General features: G+C 71.0%; 21 protein-coding genes. 9 read left to right on the top strand and 12 right to left on the bottom strand.

Going from position 1 to position 23,098, the window contains the following annotated elements:
* Positions 1-404: 404 nt before the first annotated feature.
* The 7 genes from BM060_RS06880 to BM060_RS06850 form a co-directional block, all read right to left on the bottom strand.
* Positions 405-1,022: an START domain-containing protein gene (locus BM060_RS06880; protein WP_083426732.1), complete on the bottom strand. Its 618-nt coding sequence runs from the start codon at positions 1,020-1,022 to the stop codon at positions 405-407.
* Positions 1,019-1,813: an anti-sigma factor family protein gene (locus tag BM060_RS06875; RefSeq protein ID WP_074978548.1), complete on the bottom strand. Its 795-nt coding sequence runs from the start codon at positions 1,811-1,813 to the stop codon at positions 1,019-1,021. Before BM060_RS06875 ends, BM060_RS06880 begins: the two co-directional genes overlap by 4 nt.
* Positions 1,810-2,304 carry an RNA polymerase sigma factor gene (locus BM060_RS06870; protein ID WP_255314669.1) on the bottom strand — a complete coding sequence of 165 codons (495 nt, stop codon included), beginning with the start codon at positions 2,302-2,304 and terminating at the stop codon, positions 1,810-1,812. Before BM060_RS06870 ends, BM060_RS06875 begins: the two co-directional genes overlap by 4 nt.
* Positions 2,305-2,456: 152 nt before the next feature.
* Positions 2,457-3,014, bottom strand: a complete 558-nt coding sequence (locus BM060_RS06865) for a tetratricopeptide repeat protein (protein WP_074978545.1) — start codon at positions 3,012-3,014, stop codon at positions 2,457-2,459.
* A 784-nt stretch (positions 3,015-3,798) separates the two neighbouring features.
* Positions 3,799-4,086, bottom strand: coding sequence for a hypothetical protein (locus BM060_RS06860; RefSeq protein WP_074978542.1), 288 nt, complete (start codon positions 4,084-4,086; stop codon positions 3,799-3,801).
* Between the two features lie 69 nt (positions 4,087-4,155).
* Positions 4,156-4,608, bottom strand: coding sequence for a GNAT family N-acetyltransferase (locus BM060_RS06855; protein ID WP_074978539.1), 453 nt, complete (start codon positions 4,606-4,608; stop codon positions 4,156-4,158).
* A 60-nt stretch (positions 4,609-4,668) separates the two neighbouring features.
* Positions 4,669-6,360: a sensor domain-containing diguanylate cyclase gene (locus BM060_RS06850; RefSeq protein ID WP_074978536.1), complete on the bottom strand. Its 1,692-nt coding sequence runs from the start codon at positions 6,358-6,360 to the stop codon at positions 4,669-4,671.
* 247 nt (positions 6,361-6,607) lie between these two features.
* Between BM060_RS06850 and BM060_RS06845 the strand changes: the two genes are divergently transcribed.
* From BM060_RS06845 to BM060_RS06830, 4 genes are all read left to right on the top strand, one after another.
* Positions 6,608-8,299: a putative bifunctional diguanylate cyclase/phosphodiesterase gene (locus BM060_RS06845; protein ID WP_074978533.1), complete on the top strand. Its 1,692-nt coding sequence runs from the start codon at positions 6,608-6,610 to the stop codon at positions 8,297-8,299.
* Between the two features lie 40 nt (positions 8,300-8,339).
* Positions 8,340-12,821 carry a PAS domain S-box protein gene (locus tag BM060_RS06840; protein ID WP_074978530.1) on the top strand — a complete coding sequence of 1,494 codons (4,482 nt, stop codon included), beginning with the start codon at positions 8,340-8,342 and terminating at the stop codon, positions 12,819-12,821.
* Positions 12,822-12,947: 126 nt separating this feature from the next.
* Positions 12,948-14,117: a GGDEF domain-containing protein gene (locus BM060_RS06835; RefSeq protein WP_074978528.1), complete on the top strand. Its 1,170-nt coding sequence runs from the start codon at positions 12,948-12,950 to the stop codon at positions 14,115-14,117.
* Positions 14,118-14,524: 407 nt separating this feature from the next.
* The gene (locus BM060_RS06830; protein WP_043271761.1) at positions 14,525-15,424 is read left to right on the top strand and encodes a bestrophin family protein; all 900 of its coding nucleotides are present in this window, start codon (positions 14,525-14,527) and stop codon (positions 15,422-15,424) included.
* Between the two features lie 42 nt (positions 15,425-15,466).
* Here BM060_RS06830 and moaB read toward each other — a convergent pair whose 3' ends face one another.
* The gene (gene moaB, locus BM060_RS06825; RefSeq protein ID WP_009622510.1) at positions 15,467-16,006 is read right to left on the bottom strand and encodes a molybdenum cofactor biosynthesis protein B; all 540 of its coding nucleotides are present in this window, start codon (positions 16,004-16,006) and stop codon (positions 15,467-15,469) included.
* 303 nt (positions 16,007-16,309) lie between these two features.
* Between moaB and BM060_RS06820 the strand changes: the two genes are divergently transcribed.
* Positions 16,310-17,209, top strand: a complete 900-nt coding sequence (locus BM060_RS06820) for a LysR family transcriptional regulator (protein WP_009622512.1) — start codon at positions 16,310-16,312, stop codon at positions 17,207-17,209.
* A gap of 28 nt (positions 17,210-17,237) precedes the next feature.
* Positions 17,238-17,399 (top strand): DUF2474 family protein, encoded by a 162-nt coding sequence (locus BM060_RS06815; protein ID WP_009622514.1) that lies wholly within the window; start codon positions 17,238-17,240, stop codon positions 17,397-17,399.
* Between the two features lie 7 nt (positions 17,400-17,406).
* Here the strand turns inward: BM060_RS06815 and BM060_RS06810 are convergent, their stop codons facing one another.
* The 4 genes from BM060_RS06810 to BM060_RS06795 form a co-directional block, all read right to left on the bottom strand.
* Positions 17,407-17,805, bottom strand: a complete 399-nt coding sequence (locus tag BM060_RS06810) for a DUF1801 domain-containing protein (RefSeq protein WP_074978525.1) — start codon at positions 17,803-17,805, stop codon at positions 17,407-17,409.
* 84 nt (positions 17,806-17,889) lie between these two features.
* A complete protein-coding gene (locus BM060_RS06805; protein WP_009622530.1) occupies positions 17,890-18,624 on the bottom strand; it encodes a PAS domain-containing protein in 735 nt (244 codons plus the stop codon).
* Positions 18,625-18,636: 12 nt separating this feature from the next.
* Positions 18,637-19,263, bottom strand: coding sequence for a response regulator (locus BM060_RS06800; RefSeq protein WP_009622532.1), 627 nt, complete (start codon positions 19,261-19,263; stop codon positions 18,637-18,639).
* On the bottom strand, positions 19,232-20,362 hold the full coding sequence (locus BM060_RS06795) for a sensor histidine kinase (RefSeq protein ID WP_083426730.1): 1,131 nt from the start codon (positions 20,360-20,362) through the stop codon (positions 19,232-19,234). Before BM060_RS06795 ends, BM060_RS06800 begins: the two co-directional genes overlap by 32 nt.
* A gap of 244 nt (positions 20,363-20,606) precedes the next feature.
* Between BM060_RS06795 and BM060_RS06790 the strand changes: the two genes are divergently transcribed.
* The 3 genes from BM060_RS06790 to BM060_RS06780 are packed head-to-tail and all read left to right on the top strand — an operon-like array spanning position 20,607 to position 23,087.
* Positions 20,607-21,137, top strand: a complete 531-nt coding sequence (locus BM060_RS06790) for a dimethylamine monooxygenase subunit DmmA family protein (RefSeq protein ID WP_074978519.1) — start codon at positions 20,607-20,609, stop codon at positions 21,135-21,137.
* Positions 21,134-22,060, top strand: a complete 927-nt coding sequence (locus tag BM060_RS06785) for a PDR/VanB family oxidoreductase (RefSeq protein ID WP_074978515.1) — start codon at positions 21,134-21,136, stop codon at positions 22,058-22,060. Before BM060_RS06790 ends, BM060_RS06785 begins: the two co-directional genes overlap by 4 nt.
* A 10-nt stretch (positions 22,061-22,070) precedes the next feature.
* Positions 22,071-23,087 carry a heme-dependent oxidative N-demethylase family protein gene (locus BM060_RS06780; protein WP_074978513.1) on the top strand — a complete coding sequence of 339 codons (1,017 nt, stop codon included), beginning with the start codon at positions 22,071-22,073 and terminating at the stop codon, positions 23,085-23,087.
* The last annotated feature ends 11 nt before the right edge of the window (positions 23,088-23,098 follow it).

The following is a 23,098-nucleotide window of genomic DNA, read 5'->3' as shown; positions in this document are numbered from 1 at the left end:
CTAGGGCCGGTCTTTTTTTGCGTTCGTGCAGAGCCCCCTCACCCCAGCCCTCTCCCGGAGGGAGAGGGAGCCGTTCGGAGTGAATGGGGAGTTCGGGGTCATCCTGATCGGATGTTTCATCGTAGGGCGGATAGAGTCCGCTCCTACGGTTCCAGGAAGCACGGCTTTTCGTAGGATGGCGTTGAGCGGAGCGATACCCATCACCCCGGCAGCATGGGTATCGCAAGCTCAACCCATCCTACGAAAAGCACCTCGGCGCAGCCGGTAGACAGTTGCGGGAAGCACGGGCGTAGGAGCGGACTCCGTCCGCGATTGGACTCACTGGCCACGCCGGATGCTCCGGTGGCACGAACAGCTCCCCATTCGCGAGCAAGCTCGCTCCTACGAAAAGCCAAAGCTAAAAACTACGGCCGCCGCGGCGCCTGCCGTTCCGCCACCGCCCGCAGGGTCCTCAGGGTATCCAACGGCGCATCGACAACAAAACTATCCGCCAACCAGGACGGCACACTCCCGCCAGGCTCCGCACGCATCTGGTAAGTCACCCTTGTACGCCCATCCCCCAACGGCGCCAGGCTCCAGATACCGCTCAACTCACGCACGCGAATCTGCCCCGGCACCACCGGCAGGTAGTCCGGCAACGCGCGGATATCCCGCAGCAGGCCACCATCGGCAGTGCGCCGGGTGGTCACCAGCAGCACCATATCGCGCGGCTGCACCGGCCAGGGCAGTTGGGTGCTCATGTACAGCCACACGTCGTCGCCGCTGGCCTTCAGCAGGCGCAGTTCGGCGCAGGCGTACAGCCACTTGCAGGCCACCCGCAGGTTCTCCTGCAGGTCGGCCAGGGTGGCCACGTCGGCGCGCATGTCGGCCACGCCGCGGTAGCTCTGGTAGCGCGAGCCGGGCACCGCGGTCAGGTAGACGCGGATGCCATCCTCGTCACGGGCCAGGCGCCAGTGTTCCTGGGGCGCCGCCTGCAACGACGCGGCGGCGACCAGCAGCAGCCCCACCAGCCAGGCTTTCACACCCCACCCCCGCCTCCCAGGCGCTGGCGCAGGCCGGCGGCCATGGACTGCAGGTCCTGCGGCGGGTTGTGGCCGATCAGCAGGTAGGCGTGGCCGGCGTCCTGCCAGTACACCAGGTTCATGCCCTCGCGGCGCTCCTGCTGCGGCGCGGCGGCGCGGCCGTCGCTGCGGGTGATGCACAGCGCCATGGGGCCGTAGCGCGCGTCCAGGTAGGTGAGCTGGGCGATGGGGATGCCGTCGTATTCGAGGATCTGCGCGCGGCGCAGCTGGGCGCCTTCCAGGGCCAGGTCCGGCGCCGGCAGGGCCAGGCCCAGGCGCTCGCCCACCGTGGCCAGCTGGGCCTGGTGGATGGCCACATCGCCCGGCAGGTGGTCGAGGGTCTGCACGGTGTACAGCGACATGTAGTCGGCCACCCGCTGGCGCCAGTTGAAGTCCTCTTCGTGGTGCAGCGGCAGGCCGCCGAGCAGCAGGCGGTCCAGGGCCATGCCCAGCACCAGGCAGGCCGCCGCGGCCAGGGCCAGGCCACGCCGGCGCGGCGCCCGCGGTTGCGCCAGCGGCAGGCTGGCCAGGCCGGCGCCCAGGCGCTGCAGCGGGGCTTGGTCGAGCAGCGCGTCGAAGGCCTCGCCCAGGCCCTGGCCGCCGCGGCAGAGAGTGTCGAAACGCTGGGCCAGTTCGGCGTCGGCGGCGATCCGCGCCTCCACTTCGCGGGCCTGCGCGGCGTCCAGCTCGCCGTCGATGAAGGCGACCAGGGTCTCGTCGGAAACCCGCGGGCCTGTGCCATGTTCGTTCATCGCCGTCCTCCCCTGGCCGCTTCCGCGTCGTCCGGCGCCGCGGCTTCGGCCAGTTTCAAGCGGGCCGCCGCCAGGCGGCTCATCACCGTGCCCACCGGCACCCCGAGGATGTCCGCCACCTCGCGGTAGCTGAGGCCCTCGACATAGGCCAGGAACAGCGTCTCGCGCTGTGCCTCCGGCAGCGCCGCCACGCGCCGCAGCACCTGACTGGCGAGCACCTCGGCCTGGGCCTGGCGCTCGCCGTCGAACACCAGTTCGCTTTCCGCGTCCACCACCCCGTGGCCGCTGCGCACCCGCCGCGCGCGCACCTCGTTGAGCCAGATGGAGCGCAGGATGGAGAACAGCCAGCGGTCCAGGCGGCTACCGGCGCTGAACTGGGCGGCGCGTTCCAGCGCCCTCACGCAGGTGGCCTGCACCAGGTCGTCGGCGACGTGGGGCTGGTGCGCCAGGACCATGGCGTAGCGCCACAGGCGCGCCAGGTACTGGCCGATCTCGGCGCGAATATCCGCAGGTTGTGCGATAGCCGCCTCCGCTGGGCTGCGCGGCCGCCGCGACGGCGGGCCGGGTGGATGACGCTCGGGCACCACGGCCGGGGTCCGCGGGTGCTCCCATGCCGGCGGGCACAGCGTCTGGCTGCGCTCGTTCATAGGGTCGCGGACGCGGCTATCGCCTGCGCCAGGTCACGGTATTCCTCGCAGCCCGTGCTGCAGAGCCCCTGGATGCTGCGCAACTGCTCGCGGGCCAGGTCCAGGCGCCCCTGGGTCACGTAGGCTTCGCCCAGGTACTCGCGCACCTTGGCGTACTGCGGATCGAGGCGTACTGATTGCAGATAGTAGCCGATGCCTTCATCCACGCGACCCAGCTTGCGCGTGGCATAGCCGCGGTAGTTGAGCGCCTCGGCGGTGTTCGGCTGGCGCAGGCTGTCCAGCAGCGCCAGGGCCTCCTGGTAACGCCCGGCCTTGGCCAGGCGGTAGGCGTAGGCGGTGCGGTCGGCGTCGCCCAGGCTGGCGCTGGTCTGCTCGACGCAGCGCTGCTCGGCGCGCTCGCGGACCTGTCCGGCCGGGCAGTCGGGCGCGGCCTGGGAGCGGTCGTCATCGTTGCCGCCGCCACCGTCGGCCCGCAGCGGGCCGCCGGAAAGCACGACGCCCAGGCAGGCCAGCAACAGCAGCGACGGGAGGTGGACGGCGGGGCGCGGGGTCATGGCGGAATCTCCTGGCGACGGCGGGGGTGGCCAGGAGTGAACACCCCAGGGTGGGGCGTTATTCGGTGCGCGCGACGGTTTTTCGGCCGTTCGTCGGAGGCACCGGAGCCCTATGCACCTGGGGTTAAGAGCGCCCTCACCCCAGCCCTCTCCCGCAAGCGGGAGAGGGGGCCATTCGTGCCACCGGGATGTCCAGCGGGGGCGTTGAGTCCAATCGCGGACGGAGTCCGCTCCTACGCCCGTGCTTCCCTGTAACTGTAGGAGCGGACTCTGTCCGCGATTCGGATTTCCAGAGAAACCTCCACGCACTCCGAAACGCCCCTTCAGCAGGCCGAACGAAACCCCCGCTCAGGAGGTCATGCGACATGGATGTCGCGAGAGCCCCGCGGGCTACAGGGACGTACCCTCGGGGCGGGCCTCCGTGGCGGGGGAGTTCGTGAGGGTAGCCCGGCTTTGTCGGGCCCGTATGTTGGGGCAAGCCTTTTTGGTTCCTTTTTGCGGGGGTGGCCTTCCACCGTTTGACAAAAGGGACTCGCCCGAGGGGGCGAAACAAAAAACCTCCGCAGACTCGGTGCGGCGCGCTACACCAAGCCCCCAAGCCACTGGGTTCCCGCGTTCGCGGGAATGACGAAGGTGTGAGGATGGCGCCTGACCGACAAGCCGCTCAGGACAGCCCCCTCTCCCTTCAGGGAGAGGGTTGGGGAGAGGGCGCTCTTGAACCCAGCATCTACTCCGCCAGGAAACTCCGTTCGCGAGCAAGCTCGCTCCTACAGGGGCCGGGCGATCAGACCAGCAGTTCGGGCTCAACCATGTCGCATTCGAAACTGATCCGCCCACCCTTCTCGTCCGCACTGCCGCCAGTGATCGGCCCGTAGTAGTTGAGGCCGTTGTCCAGACTCACGCAAACGTGACTCGGCTCCTCCGGCGCATCCAGCTGCCCCTGGAACACCAGCTCCATCACCCCCGGCTCCAGAGTACGCAGCTCGACAGCAATGGCCGGATTGTCCACGGCCTCGGTTTCGCGCCCCCGGTGCTCGGCGCTGACGGTGACAGTGGCGGTGAAGTGCGGCATGAAGGGCTCCAGGGCTGGGGAAATGAATGCGGGCGCCAATCTGCCCGGCGCGGCGGCGCCTGGCAAGGGTCAGCCGACGTGAAAGCGAAAGCGCAAGTGCGGCCAGGCCTCGGGATCGTCCACCGGCAGCGGCACGGTGCCGCGCGGCACCACCCGCAGCCAGAACGCCAGGGCGTCGCAGTTGCCGGTCAGCACGTTGAGCTGCCAGTCGCCGGGCTGCCCTTCGAACAACGCCCAGGCCGCGGCGCGACCCACGCCCTGGCGGCGGAACGCCTGGCCGACGTAGAACTCGGCCAGTTCGTGCAGCCCCGGCCGCTCCAGGGCGCGCACCAGGGCGAAGCCGGCCACCTGGCCGCCGACGCGGATCAGGTAGGGCCGGCGCCCGGACTCCAGCCAGTACAGCGCCAGGTACGGGTACAGGTCCGACTCGACGCCGAGCTCGCGCAGGTAACCCGGCAGCATGGCCGCCAGCAGCGGCTCCTCGTCCGGGCCGGCGACCTGCACTTCGACTTGCGGGTTCACGGTGGCCTCCCTTGGGCGGTGCTCCCTGCACCATAGCCCAAGGCAGGCCATCCGGCCCGTTCAGAGGTACTCGATGCGGTTGCGCCCGGCCTGCTTGGCGCGGTACAGCGCCAGGTCGCTGCGCGACAGCACCGCCTCGGCCGTGGCGTCGCCGGCGAGCATGTCGGCGACGCCGATGCTCAGCGTCAGCGGGATGCGCTCGCCGGCGTGCACCAGCGGGGTCTGCGCCAGGTGCTCCTGCAGGCGCTGGGCGAAGGCCACGGCGTTGTCGCGGCTGGCGTCGCTGAGCAGCACGGCGAACTCCTCGCCGCCCATGCGCCCGACGCAGTCGCTGCGCCGCACCAGGCCGGCGAGGACGTCGGCGAAATGGCGCAGGGCCAGGTCGCCCACCGCGTGGCCCCAGCGGTCGTTGATCGCCTTGAAGTGGTCCAGGTCGCACATCAGCACCGCGGCGCTGCGCTCGCCGCCGCGCTGCACGCGGCCCAGCTCGGCCTGCAGCTGGTGCATGAAGCAGCGCCGGTTGGGCAACTGGGTGAGGAAGTCGGTGGTGGCCAGCACCTGCAGCTCGGCCTCGATGCGCTTGCGCTCGGTGATGTCGGTGATGAAGCCGTGCCAGAGCACGCTGCCGTCGGCCTGGCGGCGCGGGTGGGCGTGGCCCTGGCGCCAGCGCACGCCCTGCTCCGGCAGCTGCACGCGGTACTCCAGCTCCCAGGGCACCAGGGTCCGCGCCGAGGCTTCCAGCGCGGCCAGGTAGCGCGGCATGTCCTCGTCGTGGATGATCGCGCGGATGCGCTCGGTAGGGCCGTCGGCCAGTTCCTCCGGGGCCATGCCGTAGATTTCCCGGCTGCCGGCGCTGACGTAGGGGAAGCGCGCCGAGCCGTCGGGCAGGCGGCGGTACTGGAAGACCATGCCGGGAATCTCGTTGGTCAGGTCGGTGAGCAGTTCGAGGTTCTGCCGCAGCTTCTCGGCCAGCACGCGCTGGGCGGTGATGTCGGTGGTGGTGCCGAGCATGCGCAGCGCCCGCCCCTGCTCGTCGCGCTCGACCACCTTGCCGCGGCTGCACACCCACATGTAGCTGCCGTCCTTGCGGCGGATGCGGTGCTCCACCTCGTAGGCCGCGGTCTGCCCGGCGAAGTGCGCCTCCATGGTCGCCCTGACGTAGGCCAGGTCGTCCGGGTGCACGCGGGCGTAGCTTTCCTCGATGCGCTCGCCGATCTCGTCCTCGGTGTAGCCCAGCAGGGCCTTCCAGCCGGAGGAGTAATGGATGACGCCGCTGGGCACGTGGCGGTCCCAGATGCCCGTGCCGCTGCCCTCCACCGCCAGCGCCAGGCGCCGCTCGGTGATGCGGGTGCGCTCGGCGCCGCGCTCCAGTTCCAGCAGCGCGGCGGCCAGGCCGGCGTATTCGGCCAGGGCCTCGGCCTGGGGAGCGTCCAGCTCGCGCGGGCGCTCGCCCAGCAGCCAGAGCTGCCCCAGCGACAGGCCGTCGGCCGAGCGCAGCGGGCACACGTGCTGGAACGCCCAGCGCGCGGCCAGCGCCGCCGCGCCGTCGTCGGGGGGCCCGCCCGGGCGTTCCAGCCAGGCCCTGTCCTCGGCGCCCAGGCCAAGGCAGGCGCACAGCCGCCAGGCGCCGCCGTCATCGCGCGTCAGCGCCGCCGCATCCAGGGCCAGGTGGCCCAACGCCAGGCGCAACAGCCCGGCATGGTGGCGCTCGCCCATACTCTCCATCGCGTATCCCGTACTCACGGACTGCATCTGCACACTGCTCGCTCAGGCACCCAGGGAACCGCCGGGAAAGTCGGCCGTCGTTTCGAGTCTATCCATAATGGCGTTCTGGCGTCATGACAGCCCATCAGCTGACAGACACAGCTCATCGGCCGCTACCCGCACGGCAATCCCGAGAAAACATGCCAATTCGCCATCATGTAGAGGTAGGCTCTCGTGATCTAGGCTAGCCTCATGCCAGAATTCTCCTACAGAAGTGTTCCGCTGGAGCAATGGAATGCCGGAAGATCCGCGTAACTTCGACTCGGTCATCCTGATCGTCGACGACCAGGTCAGCGACATACAGCTGCTGGGCGAGGCGGCCAGGGGGCTGGGCGTGACGCACTTCGCCTCGGACGGCCGCCAGGCCCTGGAACTGGCCCGGCGCATCCGCCCGGACGTGGTCCTGCTGGACATCGAGATGCCCGGGATGGACGGCTTCGAGGTGTGCCAGGCGCTGATGGCCGACGCCAAGCTCAACGACGCCGCGGTGATCTTCGTCACCGCCTACGACCAGGTGGCCCACGAGCTGCGCGCCCTGCAGATGGGCGGCGTGGACTTCATCACCAAGCCGATGAACCTGCCGGTGGCCCGCGCGCGCATCCGCACCCACGCGCGCCTGCGGCACATGGCGAAGATCCTCGCCAACCAGGACCCGCTGACCAACCTGCCCAACCGCGCCCTGCTCGCCGACCGCATGGCCCAGGCCATCGAGGGCGCGCGGCGCAACCAGCAGCGCGTCGGCCTGTTGCTGCTGGACCTGGACAACTTCAAGGCGGTCAACGACGCCGAGGGCCACTCCCTGGGCGACGCCATCCTGCAGGAGACCGCCCTGCGCCTCAGCCGCCAGTGCCGGGCCATGGACACCGTGTGCCGGCCGGGCGGCGACGAGTTCGCCGTGCTGCTGCCGGAGGTGCACAGCCTGGAGTCCATCGGCGACTTCGCCGCGAGGGTGCAGGCGGCCCTGGGCGAGCCCTACGTCATCCGCGGCACCAGCTACCACCTCACCGCCAGCATCGGCATCAGCCTCTACCCCGACGACAGCGACGGCGCCGAGGACCTCTACCGCCACGCCGACGCCGCCATGTACCAGGCCAAGGCCGCCGGGCGCAACGGCTACAGCTTCTTCTCGGCGGACATCGAGGCGCGCATGCGCGCCCGCCACCTGCTCGAACGGCACATGCGCCTGGCCCTGGAGCTGGGTGTGTTCGAGGTGTTCTACCAGGCCAAGGTGCACGCCGCCACGCGCGCCATCGTCGGCGTCGAGGCGCTGATCCGCTGGCGCGACGGCGAGGGCCGCCTGGTGCCGCCGGCGGAGTTCATCCCGCTGGCCGAGGAAACCGGGCTGATCGTGCCCATCGGCCAGCAGATCCTCCTGCGCGCCTGCCAGGACGCCCGCGCCTGGAACGATGCCGGGCACGCGCTGACGGTCAGCGTGAACATCTCGGCGGTGCAGTTCCGCAGCGAGAGCTTCGTCGACCAGGTGGCCGAGATCCTCGCCCAGACCGGCATGCAGCCGGGCAACCTGGAACTGGAGATCACCGAGGGCGTGCTGGCCAGCGACCGCTACGCCTCGCGCCAGACCCTGGCGGCGCTGCGCGAACTGGGGGTGCGCATCGCCATCGACGACTTCGGCACCGGCTACTCCAGCCTGGCCTACCTCAAGCGCTTCCCGGTGGACGTGTTGAAGATCGACCAGAGCTTCGTCCGCGACATGCTCCAGGACCGCAGCGACGCGGCGATCATCGAGGCCATCATCAAGCTCGCCCAGGCCCTGGGCCTGGAGCTGGTGGCCGAAGGGGTGGAATGCCCGAACCAGGAAAGCGCGCTGGCGGCGCTGGGCTGCCCGGTGATGCAGGGCTACCTCTACTGCCGCCCGGTGCCCCGCGACGACATGAGCCGCCTGCTAGCCGACGGCCTGCAAGCATGAACCTCCGTGCCACGGGCACCACCGCAACGGGAAGGATCGGGTGAAGACGACACCGGGCAACCTCAGGTTCAACCGCTGGTCCTGGGCCGTCCTGGCCCTGGGCGTGCTCTGCTCGGCCCTCGGCGCCGCCCTGGTGCAGCGCGGCAACGAACAGCAGGCGCGCGCCGCCGTGGCCCAGGAGGCCAACCGCCTGGCCGACACCGTGCTGGCGCGCATCGAGCTGTACCAGTACGGCCTGCGCGGCGCCCGCGGCGCGGTGCTGACCGCCGGCGAGGCGCACATCAGCCGCGAGGTCTTCCACCGCTACAGCCAGACCCGCGACGTCGCCCGGGAGTTTCCCGGCGCCCGCGGCTTCGGCTTCGTCCGCCGGGTGCCGGCCGGGGCGCTCGACGACTTCCTGCGCAACGCCCGCGCCGAAGGCCGGCCGGACTTCGCCGTGCACGAGGTGAGGCCCAACCCCGGCGAGCGCTACGTCATCCAGTACATCGAACCGGAACAGCCCAACCTGGCCGCCATCGGCCTGGACGTGGCCTCCGAGCCGCGCCGCCAGCAGGCCGCCCAGGCGGCGCTGCGCACCGGGCTGCCGCGGCTCTCCGCGCCCATCACCCTGGTGCAAGCTTCCGGCGCATCCCAGCAGTCCTTCCTGATGCTGCTGCCCATCTACCGCGGCGGCGTCACCCCGGCCAGCATCGAACAGCGCGAGGCCCAGGCCATCGGCCTGAGCTACGCGCCGCTGCTGATGGGCGAGGTGCTCGACGACCTGCGCCTGGACGACGCCGCCGTGCACTTCCAGCTCGCCGACGTGACCGACGGCGAGCCCGGCGACACCTTCTACAGCAGCGCCGACGACTCCAAGGCACCGCGGCTGTACCCGCAGAGCCTGCAGCGCGACGTGTTCGGCCGCCGCTGGCAGATCGACTTCAGCGCCCACCCGGCGTTCGTCCAGCGCCTGCACCCGCTCTCCCCGCCCCTGGTGTTCGGCGCCGGCTGCCTGGGCAGCCTGCTGCTGGCCGCCCTGCTCGGGGCCACCGCGGTCAGCCGCCAGCGCCGCGCCCAGGTGCTGGAGCAGCAGGCGCGGCTGGCGGCGATCGTCGAATCCTCCGCCGACGCCATCGCCGGCAAGAACCTGCAGGGAGAGATCACCAGCTGGAACGCCGGCGCGCAGAAGCTGCTCGGCTATACAGCCGAGGAAGTCCTCGGGCGCCAGGCCAACGGCCTGCTGGTGCCCGCCGAGCGGGTGGCCGAAGAGGAACCGCTGCTGCGCCGCGTGGCCCAGGGCGAGCGCCTGCCGCCCTTCGACACCCAGCGCCGGCACAAGGACGGCCGGCTGATCGACGTGTCGCTGAGCGCCTCGCCCATCCGCGGCCCCCATGGCGAAGTGGTGGGCACCTCGACCACGGTGCGCGACATCTCCGCGCAGAAGGCCGCCGAAGCGCGCATCCACGAACTCAACAGCGGCCTGGAACGCCAGGTGGCCGAGCGCACCGCCGAACTCGCCGCGGCCAACCGCCTGCTGACCGGCGTGCTGCACTCGGCCTCGGAGGTGTCGATCATCGCCACCGACGCCGGCGGCATCATCCGCATCTTCAACCGCGGCGCCGAGCGCCTGCTGGGCTACCGCGCCGAGGAACTGGTCGGCCAGGCCACCCCGCAACGCCTGCACCCGGAGGACGAGGTGGCCACGCGCGCCGCCCAGCTGGGCGAGGAATACGGCCGCCCGGTGCCGGGCTTCCGCGCCCTGGTGCAGAAGGCCGAGGACGAAGGCGCCGAGACCCGCGAATGGACCTACCTGCGCAAGGACGGCAGCCGCGTGCCGATGAGCCTGGTGGTCACCGCCATGCGCGACGAGGCCGGCCAGGTCAGCGGCTACCTGGGCATCGCCGTCGACATCACCGAGCGCAAGGCCGCCGAGGACCGCCTGCGCCTGGCCCACGACCAACTGGCCCTGGCCGCCGAGGCGGCCGGCCTGGGCATCTGGTGGTGGCGCCCGGCCGACGACACCCTGCACTGGAACGAGCGCATGTTCGAGCTCTACCAGCAGCCGCCGGAACTCAACGGCAACGGCCTGAACATCGGCCACTGGCGCGAGCGCCTGCACCCGGAGGACGCCCCGGCCACCCTCGCCAGCCTGAACGCCGCGGTGCAGGGCCACGGCAACTACGAGCCGACCTTCCGCATCGTCCGCCCCGACGGCCAGGTGCGCTACATCCAGGCCGCCGCCCGCGTCGAGCGCGACGCCGACGGCACGCCGCTGCGCGTCACCGGCATCAACCTGGACATCACCCGCGAGCGCGAGATGCAGGCCTCGCTGCGCCAGGCCAAGGAGCAGGCCGACGCCGCCAACGCGGCCAAGTCCAGCTTCCTGGCCAACATGAGTCACGAGATCCGCACGCCGATGAACGCCGTGCTGGGCATGCTCTTCCTGGCCCGCCAGACCGAGCTGAACCCGCGCCAGCGCGACTACGTCGACAAGGCCCACTCCGCCGCCACCGCCCTGCTCGGCCTGCTCAACGACATCCTCGACTACTCCAAAATCGAGGCCGGCAAGCTGCTGCTGGAGGAGCACCCCTTCGAGCTGGAGACGCTGATGCGCGACCTCGCCGTGGTGCTCTCCGGCAACCTCGGCAGCAAGGACGTCGAGATGCTCTTCGACATCGACCCCAACCTGCCCGGCAGCCTGCTGGGCGATGCCCTGCGCCTGCAGCAGATCCTCATCAACCTGGCCGGCAACGCCATCAAGTTCACCGACCACGGCCAGGTGGTGGTCAGCGTCAAACAGCTGGGCCGCGAGGGCGACCGCCTGCGCCTGCGCATCGGCGTGCGCGACAGCGGCATCGGCATCGGCCCGGCGCAGCTGCAGAGCATCTTCGACAGCTTCACCCAGGCCGAGGCCTCCACCACCCGGCGCTTCGGCGGCACCGGCCTGGGCCTGTTCATCTGCAAGCGCCTGGTGGAACTGATGGGCAGCCGCCTGCAGGTGGAAAGCCAGCTGGGCTTCGGCAGCCGCTTCTGGTTCGACCTGGACCTGGCGGTGGTCGGCGAACGGCCGCTGAAGGCCGGCTGCGCCGTCATCGACCGGCCGCTGCGGCTGCTGGTGGTGGACGACAACCCCAGCGCCGCCGAACTGCTGCTGCGCACCTGCGAGTCCCTGGGCTGGCAGGCCGACCAGGTCAGCGGCGGCATGCAGGCGGTGGCACGCTACCGCGAGGCCACGGGCCTTGGCCTGAGCTACGACGTGGTGCTGATGGACTGGCGCATGCCCGACCTCGACGGCCTGCGCGCCGCGCGGCTGATCCAGCGCGAGGCCGGGGCGCACACGCCGCCGACCATCATCATGATCACCGCCTACGGCCGCGAGGTGCTGGCCGACGTGCGCGACGGCGACACCCCGCCCTTCATCGACTTCCTGACCAAGCCGGTCACCCCGCGGCAACTGGCCGACAGCGTGCAGCAGGCCCTGGGCGGCCAGGCCGCCGAGCCGGCCACGGCGCCCGCCGCCGACAGCAGGCGCCTGGCCGGGCGGCGCCTGCTGGTGGTGGAGGACAACGCGCTGAACCGCCAGGTGGCCGCCGAACTGCTGGCCAGCGAGGGCGCCGAGGTGCTGTTGGCCGAGGGCGGCCTGGAAGGCGTCGAGCAGGTGTGCCATAGCGGCGTGCCCCTGGACGCCGTGCTGATGGACGTGCAGATGCCCGACATCGACGGCCTGGAGGCCACCCGGCGGATCCGCGCCGACGGCCGTTTCGCCGCCCTGCCGATCCTCGCCATGACCGCCAACGCCGCCCAGGCCGACCGCGAGGCCTGCCTGCTGGCGGGGATGAACGACCACATCGCCAAGCCGATCGACAAGGAACACATGGTCAACCGCCTGCTGGCCCACCTGGAGGCGCCGCAGCGCGCGCGGGAAGCGCCGCCGCAGCTGCCGGAGGAAGACGCCATCGTCGAGGGCCGCGACAGCGTGCTGGGCCGCTTCGGCGGCGACGAGAAGCTGATCCACCGCGTGCTGCGCAGCTTCGAGCCGGAGATGGACAAGCTGCTGGGGCGCCTCGACAGCCTGCGCGGCAGCGGCGACGTGAGCGCCAGCGCCGGCCTGCTGCACACCCTCAAGGGCAGCGCCGGCACCATGGGCGCCCGTGCCCTGGCTGCGCGCTGCGCGGCCCTGGAAGCCGAGCTGCTGCGCACCCCGGCCGAGGCGCAGGCCGCTGCCCTCGCCACGCTGCCGGTGGACGAGCTGCGGCAATTGCTGGCGGTGACACTGGCCGAGCTGCAGGCGCTGTTCGCCGAACCGCCCGGCCTGGCCCCGGGCACCGCCACGCAACTCAGCCGCCCGCAGGTGCGCGAGCGGGTGGGGGAAATCCTCGGCCTGCTGGAGTCGGGCAACCTCGACGCCCTCGACCGCCTGGACGCGCTGGCCCGCCACCAGCACGCCTGGCCGCGGCATTTCCTGCGCTTCAACGAGCTGGTCCAGGCCCTGGACTTCAAGGGCGCGCTGCAACTGGGCCGGGAGATGCTCGATGAGCTGTGAGCCACACGGCGGCCGGCGCCCACGCCCGTTCAAGCCGGCCTACATCCTGCCGACACAGTCCAGCAGTAGCGTGTCGGGCGTGGACCGGCGCGCGACACCCCGATGGACCGGCCACAGGCAGGCGTCATGAGCTTACCCGAGCACCCCACGGCCAGCAGCGAGCGGCACATCCCCGCGCACCTGCAGCCGGCCCTGCGCGCCTACGTGCTGCAGCACTACCGCGGCTTCCTGCTGGCGATCAACTTCATCGCCATGGCGGCCTACGACGCCTACGTCCTCGCCGACGCCGCGCTGATCCCGGACATGGCCCTGCAGTCGCTGCTGCTGCGCGGGGCGCTCAGCCTGGTCGGCCTGCTGAACATCTACCTGGTGTTCCGCCACAGCCGCAGCGTGCTGCTGATGGACCTGCTGATGCCGCTGCACGACATCGTCTCGGCCATCGCCTGGTTCGAACTGCTCAAGCGCAGCGCCTCGCCGGAGGTGCCCACCTTCCTCTACGCCTCGGTGGTGTTCATCGTCCTGGGCAACCTCGGCGTGCGCTATTCCTTCGCCGGCATCCTGGCCTGCTCCATCGCCATCTCGGCGGTGATCCTCGGCAACGTGGCGCTGATCCACGCCGGCGAACCCAAGGCGCTGCTGGTGTTCACCCTGGTCTACCTGCCGGTGCTGGCCTTCAGCCTGTTCATCAGCTGGACCAACATCAACGGCGTGCGCCGGGCCTTCCTCGCCGACCTGGAAGGCCAGCGCCAGCGCGCCGAACTGGCCGAGCTGAACCAGCGCCTGCAGGCCCTGGCCGCCACCGACGCGCTGACCGGCGTGGGCAACCGCCGCGCCTTCGACCTGCACCTGGAGCAAAGCTGGCGGCAGATGCGCAGCCACGGCCGGCCCTTCGCCCTGTTGCTGGCCGATATCGACTACTTCAAGCCGTTCAACGACCACTACGGCCACCCCGCCGGCGACCGCTGCCTGTGCGAGGTGGCGAACTGCATGGCCGACACCCTGCGCAGCGGCCAGGCCCGGGTGTTCCGCTACGGCGGCGAGGAATTCGTCATCCTCCTGCAGGTGGCCAGCCCGCTGGAGCTGCGCCAGGTCGCCGAGCGCCTGCGCGAGCGCGTGGCGGAACTGGACATCGAGCACCTGAAGCGCCCCGACCGCCTCTGCCACCTGACCATCAGCCTGGGCGGCGGGCTGTCCGACGGCGCCGCCGAAGCGGGCGAGCTGCTCGACCGCTGCGACCGCCTGCTCTACCAGGCCAAGCAACAGGGCCGCGACCGCGTGTGCCTGGCCGGCGACTAGCCGCCGCTGCCAGTTCCCGGGCCGGGAAAGTCCCGCCGGGATAGTTCGCTAAACGTTATTCCAGGCGAACTTTCCAGGGCCCGCTGCAATTGAAAGAACGCCGTCATCCGCGGAACTTCCGACCACGCCACCCCTGTCGGCCATCGTCCTGAAAAGCCCGTGGCAAAGCGCCCGGAGCCTGGTCGCAAGAGGCCGATAGAGCACACTTATCGGCTGGTAACCAAAAGCGATTTGACGCTCCCGGGGCGTCTCTCTAGCCTCGGCGCAAGGCTGTGAAGACAGTTCCTCCGAATACGCCGCAAGCCCTCGACCGGCCATGCCCGGGCGCGAAGGCGAACGCCACCGCCGCGCGGCCGGCGACGCTGCATGAACCCGGCGGCCGACCGCCCCCTGTCCACGGAAGCACCATGATCGTTCACCCCCAGCCCAACGTGTTCAGCGTGCTGTTCACGCTCAAGGGCTCCATCGCCAAACGCATCGCCTGGCGCAGCCTGCTGGTCACCCTGCTGGCCTCGCTGATCGTGCTGGTCGAAAGCCGCCATCCGGCACTCTTCGCGCGGGTCAGCGCCACGCCCTTCACCCTGCTGGGGCTGTCGCTGTCGATCTTCATGAGCTTCCGCAACAACGCCTGCTACGATCGCTGGTGGGAGGGCCGCAAGGCCTGGGGCCAGGTGGTCGTCGAGATGCGCTCGTTCATCCGCGAAAGCGTCGCCATCACCGACGCCGCCCTGCGCGAACGCCTGCTGCGGGCGCTCTGCGGCTATGCCCACGCGCTCAACGCGCGGCTGCGCAACGAGGACGAACTGCAGGCGGCGCGGCCCTGGCTGGCGGCCGATGCGCCGGTGGCGCTGCACAACGTCAGCGACGGCATCCTCCAGCAGATCGGCGCGGCCTGCTCGGCGCAGGCCCGGCGCAACGCCCTGGGCGAGTGGCGCTACGTCACCCTGGAGCAGCGCCTGGTCGGGCTCAGCGAGGCGCAGGCGGTGTGCGAGCGGATCAAGAGCACGCCGCTGCCCTTCCCCTACACCCTGCTGCTGCACCGCACCATCTACATCTTCTGCATCCTGCTGCCCTTCGCCATGGCCGAGCCGCTGGGCTGGATGGCGCCGCTGTTCACCACCATCGTCAGCTACACCTTCTTCGGCCTGGACGCCATCGGCAACGAGCTGGAAGACCCCTTCGGCCGCGACGAGAACGACCTGCCCCTGGACGCCGTGGTCCGCGTCATCGAGCGCGACATCCTCGGCGCCCTCGGCGAGCGCGCGCTGCCGCGGCCGCTGGAGCCGGTGGACTGCATCCTCAGCTGAAGACGGCGGCGCCCGGCGCAGAGTGCGCCGGGCGACGAGGGCTCACTGCCGCGATTCGCAGCGCTGGCCGGGCTTGAGGTGGGCGACGAAGTTGCAGGGGCGGTGGCGGGCGTCGAGCTGTTCGGCGAGGATGCCTTCCCAGGCGGTGCGGCAAGCATTGGTGGAGCCCGGCAGGCAGCACACCAGGGTGCCGTTGGCCAGGCCGGCCAGGGCGCGGGTCTGCACGGTGGAGGTGCCGATGTCGAGGATCGACAGGGCGCGGAACAGCTCGCCGAAGCCCTCGACCTGCTTGTCCAGCAGGCAGGCGACCGCCTCGGGGGTGCTGTCGCGGGCGGTGAAGCCGGTGCCGCCGGTCACCAGCACCACCTGGACGTCGTCGTCGGCGATCCAGGCGGCGACCTGGGCGCGGATCTTGTAGAGGTCGTCCTTGAGCAGCACGCGGGCCGCCAGGCGGTGGCCGATCTCCACGCTGCGGCTGGCCAGCAGTTCGCCGGACGTGTCGTTGTCGAAGGTCCGGGTATCGCTGACGGTCAGCACGGCAATATTCAGCGGAACGAATTCCGCATTGGGTTTGACGCTCACGCCCTTGTCTCCGCGAAATTGAACTCGCAGCCACGCTAGAGACAAACCCCTACCCCGTCCAATCGATATGGCAGACCGGGTGATCGACGCCCTCTATCGGCGCCGGCGACCTTTCGCGGCGCGATAAGGCCGGCCTATCGGGCGGTCGGCAGCAACGATTGGACGCCGCCCGCCGCGCCCGGTAACGTGCCGCTCATCCGCGTTCCCACGACAAGACCGACGGCGCCGCGCCGCACGTTCGGCTACATACTGATAAATGACGCCGGCCAGGCCTTGGCCCCCACTACCCGACAGGCAGCTCCCATGGACATCAAGCAGCTCAAGTTCCTCATCGCCCTGGACCAGACCCGCCACTTCGGGCAGGCTGCCGCGCTCTGCCACATCACCCAGCCCACGCTGTCCATGCGCCTGCGCAATCTCGAAGACGAGCTGGACCTGGTGCTGGTGACCCGCGGCCAGCGCTTCGAGGGCTTCACCGAGGCCGGCGAGCGCATCCTGGCCTGGGCCCGCACCCTGCTGGCCGCCTACGACGGCCTGCAGGCCGAGGCCGCCAGCTGCCGCGGGCAACTGGTGGGCAGCCTGCGCCTGGGCCTGGTGCCGCTGTCCAGCTTCAACCCGATGCAGGTGCTCAAGCCGCTGTCCCAGCGCTACCCGGAGCTGCAGTTCCAGCTATCGTCGATGAGCTCGGAGCAGATCATCGACGGCCTCAGCCGCAACCAGCTGGACCTGGGCATCTGCTACCTCGACCAGGTCAACACCACCTACTTCGAAGTGCTGGAACTGGCCACCACCACCATGGGCCTGCTGCACGACGTGCGGCACTTCCAGTTCGAGGACGGCGAGCTCAAGTGGGACAAGCTCAACGACCTGCCCCTGGGGCTGCTGAGCAAGGGCATGCACTACCGCCAGTCCGTCGACCTGAGCTTCCGCAGCCGCGGCATGGACCCGCTGCCGGTGCTGGAGAGCGACTCCACCTTCCAACTGATCCAGGCCATCGGCGAAGGCATGTGCTGCGCCATCATGCCGCTGAACTGCGGCCTGGAAACCCTCAGCGAGCACCTGCGCATCACCCCCATCGCCGGCGCCAGCATCCACAGCCCCATCGGCCTGCTGCAGCGGCGCACCGAGCCGCGCTCGGCCCTGGCGGAGAAATGCTTCGCCGAGGCGCGCACCATCCTCGCCGGCGAAAGCCCGGCCGAATGAGCCACTGAAACCCAGCCACGGAGCCCACATGAGCCCTATCCCGAACCCCGCGCCGCAGCAGCCGAGCCAGCCCCTGCGCAAGCAACTGCTGTGGCTGCTCACCCTGTGGCTGGGCGGCGTCGGCAGCGTGCTGCTGGCCGCCGAGGCGATCCGCCTGGCCATGGCCGCCGCCGGCCTCAAGACTCACTGACGCGCCGCTAGCCGCGGCGCTTCGCCAGGTTCGCCGCCACGGCCGCGCGGATCAGCGCGCGAAACGCCGCCTCGTCCAGCGCGTCGCCCTCATGGATATCGATGGCCCGCCGCGTCGTACCTTCGAGGCTGGCATTGAACAACCCCGCCGGGTCCTCCAGCGTCGCGCCCCTGGCGAAGGTCAACTTCACCACCTGCTTGTAGGTCTCGCCGGTGCAGAGGATGCCGCCCCGCGACCACACCGGCACGCCCCGCCACTTCCACTGCTCGACCACCTCCGGCTCGGCCTCGCGCACCAGCGCCCGCACCCGCGCCAGCATCTCGCCGCGCCAGTCGCCCAGCTCGGCGATCCGCGCGCTGATCAGGGCGCCGGCGTCGTCCGCCGCCACAGGCTTGTCTTCGCTCATCGCATTCGTCCTCTCGCGCGCCGGCGGCCGCCGGCATGACCGCTTGAGTATCGACCAGGTACGGGCCCGCGGCAGGCGAAATCGTCACGTCGGCGGCGGTGCTCCCACCTCGAAGATGGCCCCCTCGATGCCGAGCACCTCGCCGGTGTCGGCATAGATGCCCACGCCCTTTTCCCAGACGTTCTTGATCCGCCCGTCGGCGCAGCGGATGCGGTAGGTCAGCTCGTAGGGCTCGCGGCGCAGCAGGGCCTGCTGCACGCCGGCCCAGACGTATTCGGCGTATTCCTCGAGGATCAGCGTGCTGTAGCTGTGTTCGTAGGTGTCGGTGAGGTAGTGCGCCGGGTAGCCGGTGAGCTGCAGGCAGCCGGCGCTGACGAATTCCATGGTCCACTGGCGGTTGTTGCGCCCGCGGTAGATCAGCCCGGGCAGGCCGTCGAGCAGGCTGGCGGCGCCGCGCCGGCTGGCCTCCAGGCGGGCGTCCTGGCGGCGCTGGCTGGTGGCGTCGCTGAGCGACAGGTAGAGCGTCTCGGCGTCGCCGTCCAACTGCACGTCGAACCAGCGCAGGCGCCCGTGGGCGTCGATGAAGCGCAGGCACTGCCGCGCGCCGTCGCCCTGCCGGGCCTGGCGCAGCACCGCGCGCCAGCCGGGCAGGTCCTCCTGGTGCAGGCAGGCGGCCAGTTCCTCGCCCAGGCCGCTGTCGCCCATCAACAGGCGCCAGGCGCGGTTGGCCCGGCGGATGCGGCCGCGGCCGTCCAGGCGCAGCAGCGCCACCGGGTAGCGGTCGCCGTCGTCGCGGCCATCGGCGAAGGGGGTTGCCATGTGCCGTCCTCCTCAGTGCGGGCCGCCGCCGCGATGGACCCAGGCGGCCAGTTCCAGGCGCGAGCCCAGGTGGAACTTGCGCAGCAGGTTCTTCACGTAGATTTTCACGGTGCCGTCGCTGATGCCCAGCTCGCGGGCGATGCGCTTGTTGCTCAGGCCCTGGGCGATCAGCGCCAGGGTCTGGCCCTCGCGGGCGGTGAGTTCGTCCGGCGGCGCGGCGGGACCGGGCTCGGCGAGCAGCGCCACCAGGCTGCCGTCCAGCTGCACCGAGCCGCGGCCGCAGCCGCGCACGTAGTCCAGCAGCGCCTCAGGCTCGGTGTCCTTGAGCAGGTAGCCCTCGGCGCCCAGGCGCAGGGCGGCGGCCAGCTCGGCGCGGTCGGCCGAGGCGGTGAGCACTATCACCTGGCTGTCCAGCTCCAGCTGGCGCAGCTCGTCGAGCACCTGCAGGCCGCCCAGGCCAGGCATGTGCAGGTCCAGCAGGATCAGCTCCGGGCTCAGCTGGCAGGCCAGGCTGATGCCCTCGCGGCCGCTGGAGGCCTGGCCGACCACGGTGAACTCGCCGCTTTCGCTGAGCAGCTCGGCCAGGCCGCGGCGGAACAGCGGGTGGTCATCGATCAGCAGCAAGGTGGCGCTGTGCATCGGCTTTCTCCTCCGGGTTGAGGGCCACGCCGGGCAGCCGCAACGCGACCCGCGTGCCCCGTGGCGGAATGGTCTTCACGCTCAGGCCGGCGCCGATGGCCAGGGCCCGTTCGCGCATGATCGACAGGCCGAAGTGGCCGGTCTCACCGCAGGCCTGCAGGCCGACGCCGTCGTCCTCCACCGTCACCCGCAGCTCGCCCCGGGCCAGGCGCAGGTCGATGCGCGCGGTGCGCGCGTGGGAGTGGCGGACGATGTTGGCCAGCGCCTCGCGGACGATCTGCAGCACCTGCAGGGCCTGCTCGTCGTCGAGCAGGCCGTCGGGCAGGCGGTTGTCCAGCTCGAAGACGATGGTGCTGCGCCGGCCGAACTCCTCCACCGAATCCAGCAGCGACTGGCGCAGGCTGCGCCCGTCCAGGCTCAGCCGGGCATTGCCGATCAGCTCGCGGACCTGGCGCTGCACCGCCTGCAGGCCGTGGCGCAATTCCTCCAGCAGCGGCGCGGCCTGCTGCGGGCGCTGCAACTGGCCCTGCAGGCGGTTCGCCTGGAAGGCCAGGAAGCCCAGCTGCTGGGCCACCGAGTCGTGCAGCTCGCGGGCCAGCAGGGTGTCCTGGCCGTGGCGCTCCAGGCGCAGCCGCGCGCGCTGGCGGGCGATGCCGTGGGCGCTGGCGGCCAGCAGCGGCAACCAGGCCAGCAGCGCCCGGTGCTGGCGGCCAGTGGCGTCCTGCAGCGCCAGCGCAGCGTGGCCGCCCGGCTCCAGCGGCCACAGCAGCCTTGGTTCGCCCCGTGCCCGGCAGGGCCGGCAGGGGCCGGCGCGTAAGGCCGGCAGGTCGCGCAATGGGCAGTCGGGCTCGGCGCAGAAGGCCGCCGGACGGCGCAGCGGCTCCGCCAGGCCGGGCTCGTCCAGCAGCAGGCAGGGCGCCGCGGCGGGATGGGCCGCCGCCAGGTCGGCGAGCAGGCGCGCCAGCGGAGCCCAGTTGCCCGGCTCCTCCAGCAACCCGCGCAGCAGCTCGGCCTCGGCGCGCCGTGGCGCGGCCGCGACGGCCCCTGCGAGCCATCGTTGCCGCCAGCGATCCAGCCACCCCGCACGCCGTGCGCCCATGCCCAGCCCTCGTTCGCAATTGCGCTAGCGGCAGCAACTTTCATGCCCTCGGCGGGGCCTCCCCGCGGCCCTTACCCCTTTGGAGATATCACCTCCTGCGGATTGAGCGGTTATTCGCAACAGGAAAATATTTTCCCCAACGCGAAACACGAAAGTTCGCCGCCGCCAGCGCCCGGATGCGCACCAACACAAGGCCCCGCGCCTCAGGATCGGGCACGGCGGCGACCCACCCAGCGAGGAAGCCATGACCGATACCGCTCTCTGCGCCAGCGCCCCGTCGCTGCCCAGCCTGCCCCGCTACGACGCCCCGCCGCGCCTGGCCGGCGGCCAGGCGCTGCTGGTGATGCAACAGGCCGACGCCGACCAGGCCCGCGCCCTGGCCGCCCGCCTCGGGCTGGCCGCCGGCGAACTGGAACTGCTGGCCACCGACGCGCAGAACGCCCAGCGCGCCCTGCAGGAACGCCTGGCCAGCGCCAGCGTCGGCCTGCAGCTGCTGCTGTGGGGCGACGAGGCCTTCCTCTGGCCGCTGCATGCCCTGGCCCGCCAGGCCGGCCTGCTCCCCGACGAGATCCACCTGCTGCGCCAGGGCGGGGCCGCCCGCACGCTGTACTGCGTGCACTGCGGCACCTTGCAGAGCGCCGGCGCCGCCGACCACCACGACTGCCGCCAGTGCGGCGTGCGCCTGGAAGTGCGGCGGCATTTCTCCCAGCGCCTGGGCGCCTACCTGGGCGTGTGCGCCGACGCCGACCACCCCTATGCGGAGGCCCGCCCATGAGCGTCTTCTTCGACGTGCGGGTGAGCGCCGTGCGCGCCCTCACCCCGGTGATCCGCGAATTCACCTTCGAGGCCGTGGACGGCGCGCTGCCCGGCTTCTCCGCCGGCAGCCACGTGCAGCTGTGCCTGCCCAACGGCCTGCGCAACGCCTACTCGCTGCTGGGCGATCCGGCCGACGCCAGCCACTACCGCATCGCCGTGCGCCGCCAGGAAAAATCCCGCGGCGGCTCGCGCTACCTGCACGAGCAACTGCAGGTCGGCGACCGGCTGCGCGTCGGCGCCCCGGCCAACCTGTTCGCCCTGTACGGCGAGGCGCGCCGGCACATCCTGGTGGCCGGCGGCATCGGCATCACGCCCTTCCTCGCCCACTGCCGCGAGCTGCTGCGCCGCGGCGCGGATTTCGAACTGCACTACGCCTACCGCAGCGGGATCAGCGACGCCTATCTGGGCGAGCTGCGCGACCTGCTCGGCGAGCGCCTGCACGAATACGACGGCGCCCAGCGCGCGCTGGACCTCAATCAGTTGCTGCGCCACCGCCCGCTGGGCAGCCACGTCTACGCCTGCGGCCCGCAGCGCCTGCTGCTGGCCCTGCGCGAGCAGGCCGCGGCGCTGGGCTGGAGCGACTCGCGGGTGCACTGGGAAGCCTTCGCCGCGCCCGAGCCGGGCCAGCCGTTCCGCGTGGAGCTGGCGCGCAGCGGCCGCCAGCTGGAAGTGGGCGCCGAGCAGAGCCTGCTCGAAGCCCTGGAAGGCGCCGGCGTGGAAGTGCCCAGCCTGTGCCGCGGCGGGGTCTGCGGCCAATGCCAGACGCGCTACCTCAAGGGCGAGGTGGAGCACCGCGACCACGTCCTCGACGCCGGCGAACGCGCCGGCAGCCTGATGCCCTGCGTATCCCGCGGCTGCGGCCCGATCCTGCTCGACCTCTAGGAGAACCACGATGCCCACGACCCTCAAGCCGGTGGAGCGCTACCGCGAGGCCTTCAGCTTCGCCAACAGCGCGGAGGCCATCCGCCGCTTCCCGTTCCCCTTCCCGGAAGACCAGTACCAGTACTCGGTGAACATCGAGCCGGCCGTGCCGCGCGAGCCGGGTTCGGTGTTCGAGCACCTGTTCGACATCGACGAGCATTACCGCTCCGAGGTGGCCGAGCGCGCCCTGGTGCTGCAGCGCGACCCGACGCGCTGCCTGGTGATGCCGCACATGCAGCCGGCCGCCTGGGACGCCCTGGCGCTGCTGATGGAGCGCCTTTGCACCGACTACCCGCAGTACTTCCAGCTGCACCGCGAAGGCGCGCAGTGGGAGTGGCGCAACCTGGTGCTGGGCATCCACCAGCGCTTCACCTATGGCGATGCGAGCACCCTGCCCTGCGAGCCGCTGGAATACATCACCCGCCAGGTGCAGGGCGACTTCGCCCTGCTCGACCAGCGCGACGGCGACCTGTTCATGGACGCCGGCATGGTCACCGGCCCGGCCGACTGGTCGCTGGCCTTCGACGCCGGCATGAGCTTCAAGCAGTGGCACTCGCCGGTGCCCATGGCGCACCAGATGGGCGTGTTCGACCGCGCCCTGAAGTACCTGCTGAACCTGCAGGTGGGCCAGCCGATGCGCCGGCTGAACTGGACCATGACCATCAACCCGCGCCTGGACACCTCGCCGGAGACCTACCACGAGTGGGGCGCCGACCGCGGCAGCGTCACCGCGCAGAACGCCGGCGAGCTGGTGCACCTGCGCGTGGAGCTGCAGGTGATGGCGCGCCTGCCGCGCAGCCACGCGCTGATGTTCAGCATCCGCACCTACCTGATCAGCATGAACGAGCTGGCCACCCAGCCGCACTGGGCCCGGCGCCTGTACCGCGTGCTGCGCGACCTGCCCGAGCCGATCGCCGACTACAAGGGCCTGAGCCGCTACCGCGGCGCCCTGCTCGACTGGCTGCGGCCGTTCGATCCGCAAGCCTGAAGAACCGCCAC

The sequence above is a fragment of the Pseudomonas citronellolis genome, assembly GCF_900112375.1.
Lineage (GTDB): Bacteria > Pseudomonadota > Gammaproteobacteria > Pseudomonadales > Pseudomonadaceae > Pseudomonas > Pseudomonas citronellolis.
Note: the sequence above shows the minus strand (reverse complement) of the source record. Positions and strands in the feature narration are given on the sequence as shown.

Bases quoted from the DNA above. Each gene is read 5' to 3' on its own strand.
- BM060_RS06875 (WP_074978548.1), bottom strand. From the start codon at position 1,813: ATGAACGAACATGGCACAGGCCCGCGGGTTTCCGACGAGACCCTGGTC.
- BM060_RS06865 (WP_074978545.1), bottom strand. From the start codon at position 3,014: ATGACCCCGCGCCCCGCCGTCCACCTCCCGTCGCTGCTGTTGCTGGCC.
- BM060_RS06860 (WP_074978542.1), bottom strand. From the start codon at position 4,086: ATGCCGCACTTCACCGCCACTGTCACCGTCAGCGCCGAGCACCGGGGG.
- BM060_RS06850 (WP_074978536.1), bottom strand. From the start codon at position 6,360: ATGCAGTCCGTGAGTACGGGATACGCGATGGAGAGTATGGGCGAGCGC.
- BM060_RS06845 (WP_074978533.1), top strand. From the start codon at position 6,608: ATGCCGGAAGATCCGCGTAACTTCGACTCGGTCATCCTGATCGTCGAC.
- BM060_RS06835 (WP_074978528.1), top strand. From the start codon at position 12,948: ATGAGCTTACCCGAGCACCCCACGGCCAGCAGCGAGCGGCACATCCCC.
- BM060_RS06830 (WP_043271761.1), top strand. From the start codon at position 14,525: ATGATCGTTCACCCCCAGCCCAACGTGTTCAGCGTGCTGTTCACGCTC.
- BM060_RS06820 (WP_009622512.1), top strand. From the start codon at position 16,310: ATGGACATCAAGCAGCTCAAGTTCCTCATCGCCCTGGACCAGACCCGC.
- BM060_RS06815 (WP_009622514.1), top strand. From the start codon at position 17,238: ATGAGCCCTATCCCGAACCCCGCGCCGCAGCAGCCGAGCCAGCCCCTG.
- BM060_RS06810 (WP_074978525.1), bottom strand. From the start codon at position 17,805: ATGAGCGAAGACAAGCCTGTGGCGGCGGACGACGCCGGCGCCCTGATC.
- BM060_RS06805 (WP_009622530.1), bottom strand. From the start codon at position 18,624: ATGGCAACCCCCTTCGCCGATGGCCGCGACGACGGCGACCGCTACCCG.
- BM060_RS06800 (WP_009622532.1), bottom strand. From the start codon at position 19,263: ATGCACAGCGCCACCTTGCTGCTGATCGATGACCACCCGCTGTTCCGC.
- BM060_RS06795 (WP_083426730.1), bottom strand. From the start codon at position 20,362: ATGGGCGCACGGCGTGCGGGGTGGCTGGATCGCTGGCGGCAACGATGG.
- BM060_RS06790 (WP_074978519.1), top strand. From the start codon at position 20,607: ATGACCGATACCGCTCTCTGCGCCAGCGCCCCGTCGCTGCCCAGCCTG.
- BM060_RS06785 (WP_074978515.1), top strand. From the start codon at position 21,134: ATGAGCGTCTTCTTCGACGTGCGGGTGAGCGCCGTGCGCGCCCTCACC.
- BM060_RS06780 (WP_074978513.1), top strand. From the start codon at position 22,071: ATGCCCACGACCCTCAAGCCGGTGGAGCGCTACCGCGAGGCCTTCAGC.